Below are 4,023 nucleotides of genomic sequence, written 5' to 3' on the forward strand. Positions count from 1 at the left end.
TCCATCGCGGAGTTCGTCCTCCTGAACGCCAGAACGACGGTGACTCTCATCCGATGACCCGCGAGTACCCAGACGACGTGGCCGGCCCATACGAGGCCCCACCGTACGAGTTCGAGGACCGCGAGGGACGGCTGATCGAGGTCCAGCGATACAACGGCGGGATCGAACCATTGTTTGAGATGTACCGCGCGTTCGACCCGGAGGACCGCGCACAGGGCATCCCGCCGACGAACGAGGACCAGATCCGGACGTGGCTGGAGACGCTGATGGACGCGAACGCGCTCAACGTAATCGGGTGGCACGGCGAAGACCCGATCGGGCACGCGATGTTGGTCCCGGATGACGAGGAATCCTTTGAACTAGCCATTTTCGTCCTTGGAGAGTATCAAAACGCCGGTATCGGGACCGGGCTCATCGAGGGGCTGCTGGGCGCTGGACGCGAGGACGGGGTCGAGCGTGTCTGGTTATCTGTCGAACGCTGGAACAAGGCGGCGACAGCCCTCTACCGAAAGGTTGGGTTCAGGCCGACCGACAACGGAAGCTTCGAACTCGAGATGTCGGCGCGCCTGACCCCCGATTCGGAGTAGCCCCGCCGACGCTCTCGGCGCTCAGACCGACAACACCGGCTGTGAGGCGTGAGCGAGCACGTACTCGGCCGCCTTCTCGATCACCGCCTCCGAGTCGCCGGTGACCGGCTGCCGCGGGACGACGATGAAACCGACGTCGAGCATCTCCGCAACGTCGAGAATCACGGTTCCGGGGTGTTGGCTCAGCCTCGAAACGGAGAATCCACAGGCCGAGGAGTGATCGACCGGGATGTCGTCGGCCACGGCCCGGACACCGTCCATGATATCCTCGCCGCGATTAGCGACCGCCTCGGCGTCGATGCTCCCGTCGTCGATCGCCGTCGCCGCGTTCTCGCCGAGGAGATACAGCGCGTGAACCGACGCCGCATAGCGGTCCGCGATTGCGACCCCATACTCGACGGCGTTCATGGCCGCGTCCGTACCGTCGACGGGTACGAGCACCGTGTCAATCTCCATACGACAGCCTCGGGCGAGAGGAACTTAAACCACACTCGACGCGGTAGCGAAAGCGTGGATTTATGATATCTGCGAGTCGATAGCAGGTATGTTCGAGACGGTGGTCGTAGCGACCGACGGCTCCGAAAGCGTCTCGCGGGCGGTCGATTGCACGTTCGATCTCGCCCGACGGTTCGACGCCACCGTGCACGCGCTCCACGTGATCGACGAGAGCCGCCTAGAGCCCCTTCCCGAGCGGCTCCACAACGATGTTCGGGGCGCGCTTGATGAGCAGGGTACCGATGCGATCGACGCGATCGTCGAGGCGAACGACGAGCTTGAGGAGCCGATTGACCTTGAGACGGCCGTCCGCACCGGCCGCCCCGCGACACAGATTGTCGGCTACGTTCAAGACACCGATGCCGACGGCATCGCGATGGGCACGCGCGGGCGGAGCGGCGACCACTCGTTTCTCCTCGGGAGCGTCGCCGAACGGGTCGTCCGGACGTGCCCGGTTCCCGTCATGACCGTCCGACAACTCGAGTGACCTCGCTGCGGACGGTGAACGGGAGGCTTATTGAGACACCGCCCGGCGTGTGTGCATGGACGATCAACTCATCGACGATGAGCGGATATCGCTTCACCGTCGATCGCTGTTGCCCGGTGAGGGCTTTTTTTCGCCGGATTCGTTCGACGACGAGGTCGCCGAACGCGAGGCAAGGGAGACGCTCGAAGGGGTCAATCGGATCGTTGTTGCCGATCCCGATGCCGACGGCCTCGGCTGTGTCGCCTTGGTTCGGGTCGCCTTCGGGACCGCGGGGCTGCTCCCGGCGGGCCCACACGAGCTCTCGGACGCGCTTGAGTACGTCGCTGCGTACGGCGACCCCGGTCTCGACGTGTTCGTCTGCGATCTCTGCCCCGATTCCGACCGAGATCTCGAGTCGCTCCCCGCCGTCGCCGAGTTAGCCGACTCAGTTAGGTGGTTCGACCACCACCAGTGGGACGAGACCCTCGCCGAGGCCGTCGCCGAGCACGCCGAGTTAGTCGTCGGTGACTCCGATTCGGTCTGCACGACCGACGTGACGCTCGCGGAACTCGACGCCGAGTTCGACGACCGGTACGAAGACCTCGCGGCAGTCACCAGAGACCACGACCTGTGGCTGCGCGAGGACCCCCGAAGCGACGACATCGCCGACTACGCCTACTGGGCCGATTCGGAGGAGTACGTCGAGACGGTCATCGAACACGGGGCCGACCTGCCCGAATCGGTCGAGGCGTTCCTCGAGGAGAAACGCGTCGAGAAGGACGCCCTGATCGGGAAGGCCACGGAGCGGGCGGAGTTCCGCGAGATCGGCGAGTGGGCCGTCGGCGTCACCTACGGCCGGTGTTCGCAAAACGAGGTCGCCGAGGCGATGCGTGAGGCGGGTGCCGACGCGTCAGTCATCGTCAAACCCGCCGGATCGGCGTCGATACGGGGTACGGACGCCTTCGAGCGCTGCCACGAGGTCGCCCGGCAGGTCAACGGCGGCGGCCACCCAAAGGCCGCCGGCTGCAAGCCCGACATCTACGACGATATGCTCGATTACGCCCACCACTGGAGCACCCGCGGCGCAGTGGCGAAACGGACGATCCTCGAGGCGTTCCGGACGCTCGATCGCGGCGACGAAACCGACGAGTAACCGCCCATGCCGGCCGACGGCGACCGTCAGGCTTTACCCGTATCTGCCGGTACGCGAGACATGGATCAGCTTCAGCGGTCGCTGCTTGAGTCGCCGATCGTCGAGAAGGACGACTATCACTACTTCGTCCACCCGATCAGCGACGGCGTCCCGATGCTCGAACCGAGCCTTCTCCGGGAGATTGTCATCAAGATCATCCGGAAGGCGCAACTCGAGAACGTCGACAAGATCGTCACGCCCGCAGCGATGGGGATCCACATCTCCACGGCCGTTTCGCTCATGACCGACATCCCGCTCGTGGTCATCCGGAAGCGCGAGTACGGCCTCGAGGGCGAGACGCCGCTGTTCCAAGAGACCGGCTACTCCGAGAGCCAGATGTTCATCAACGATGTCGACGAGGGCGACAACGTCCTTGTACTCGACGACGTACTTTCGACGGGTGGGACGCTCTCGGCCATCTGTGCCGCCTTGGAAGGCATCGGCGCGAACGTCGTCGACATCGTCGCCGTAATCAAGAAGGTCGAGGGGACGAACAAACTCGACGAGTCCGACTACACCGCCAAGACGCTTATAAACGTCGCCGTCGAGAACGGCGAAGTCGTGATCGTCGACCCGACCGGCGACGACTAGCCGGCGGGCGCTCTCGCCCCCCGGATGTCTGCCCCGAACGCGGGGCCCGACATAGGAGCCAGCACAGACCCGCGGTTGGCCGGTTGCCACCGACGGACGGCTATTTATATACTACCGACGAACTGCCGCCATGTCCACCATTGGAATCCACGAGTCGGTCGGTGTGGTCTTCCCGCCCGAGTCGCTCCGCGAGGCGCTCTCGGACGTCGATTCGGACCTGCGGATCGTTTCGACTGACGACATCGACGACTGCGTGGCGCTCGTGACGTTTGCATACGACGAGCAGTTTCTCGAAGCCGATCTCGAGTGGATTCACTCGATCCAGGCCGGTGTGGACCGGTTTCCCTTCGAGGCACTCGAGGCGGCGGGGGTCGCGCTGACGAACAGTACCGGCATCCACGGTGACACCGTCGGCGAGACGACTCTCGGATACATGCTCTCGTTCGCTCGGGGCCTCCACCGGCACCGCGACCGCCAGCGCGACTGCGAGTGGTCGCGGCCCTCGTACGACCGCCCGTTCTCGCTCGCTGGATCGTCGGCTTGCGTGGTCGGGTTGGGAACGCTCGGCCGCGGAATCGCCACTCGCGCGGACGCTCTCGGGGTGGACGTCGTCGGGGTCAAACGGACGCCGACGCCGGTCGACGGGGTGGAAAGCGTCTATCCTGCCGGCGAACTCGAGGACGCGATTGCCG

Annotated in this window: 6 protein-coding genes; 5 read left to right on the forward strand and 1 reads right to left on the reverse strand. The window is 64.9% G+C overall.

Translation table 11 applies throughout. The features are described 5' to 3' along the window. The first annotated feature begins 53 nt into the window (after nt 1-53). Entirely contained in the window at nt 54-587 is a 534-nt protein-coding gene (locus ACI944_RS12570) for a GNAT family N-acetyltransferase (protein ID WP_411719388.1), read from the forward strand. Nucleotides 588-608: 21 nt separating this feature from the next. Here ACI944_RS12570 and ACI944_RS12575 read toward each other — a convergent pair whose 3' ends face one another. After that, nucleotides 609-1,043, reverse strand: a complete 435-nt coding sequence (locus ACI944_RS12575) for a universal stress protein (protein WP_411719383.1) — start codon at nt 1,041-1,043, stop codon at nt 609-611. An 88-nt stretch (nt 1,044-1,131) separates the two neighbouring features. On the opposite strand from ACI944_RS12575, the gene ACI944_RS12580 reads away from it, so the two are divergent. The 4 genes from ACI944_RS12580 to ACI944_RS12595 form a co-directional block, all read left to right on the forward strand. Beyond that, nucleotides 1,132-1,569 (forward strand): universal stress protein, encoded by a 438-nt coding sequence (locus ACI944_RS12580; protein ID WP_411719384.1) that lies wholly within the window; start codon nt 1,132-1,134, stop codon nt 1,567-1,569. A 55-nt stretch (nt 1,570-1,624) separates the two neighbouring features. After that, the gene (locus ACI944_RS12585) at nt 1,625-2,701 is read left to right on the forward strand and encodes a DHH family phosphoesterase (RefSeq protein ID WP_411719385.1); all 1,077 of its coding nucleotides are present in this window, start codon (nt 1,625-1,627) and stop codon (nt 2,699-2,701) included. Nucleotides 2,702-2,761: 60 nt separating this feature from the next. Beyond that, entirely contained in the window at nt 2,762-3,331 is a 570-nt protein-coding gene (gene hpt / locus ACI944_RS12590) for a hypoxanthine/guanine phosphoribosyltransferase (protein ID WP_411719386.1), read from the forward strand. 130 nt (nt 3,332-3,461) lie between these two features. Next, nucleotides 3,462-4,023 (forward strand): NAD(P)-dependent oxidoreductase (locus ACI944_RS12595; RefSeq protein WP_411719387.1); only part of this gene is annotated, 562 nt, incomplete at its 3' end.

Source organism: Natronomonas sp. (genome assembly GCF_046710025.1).
Classification (GTDB): domain Archaea; phylum Halobacteriota; class Halobacteria; order Halobacteriales; family Haloarculaceae; genus Natronomonas.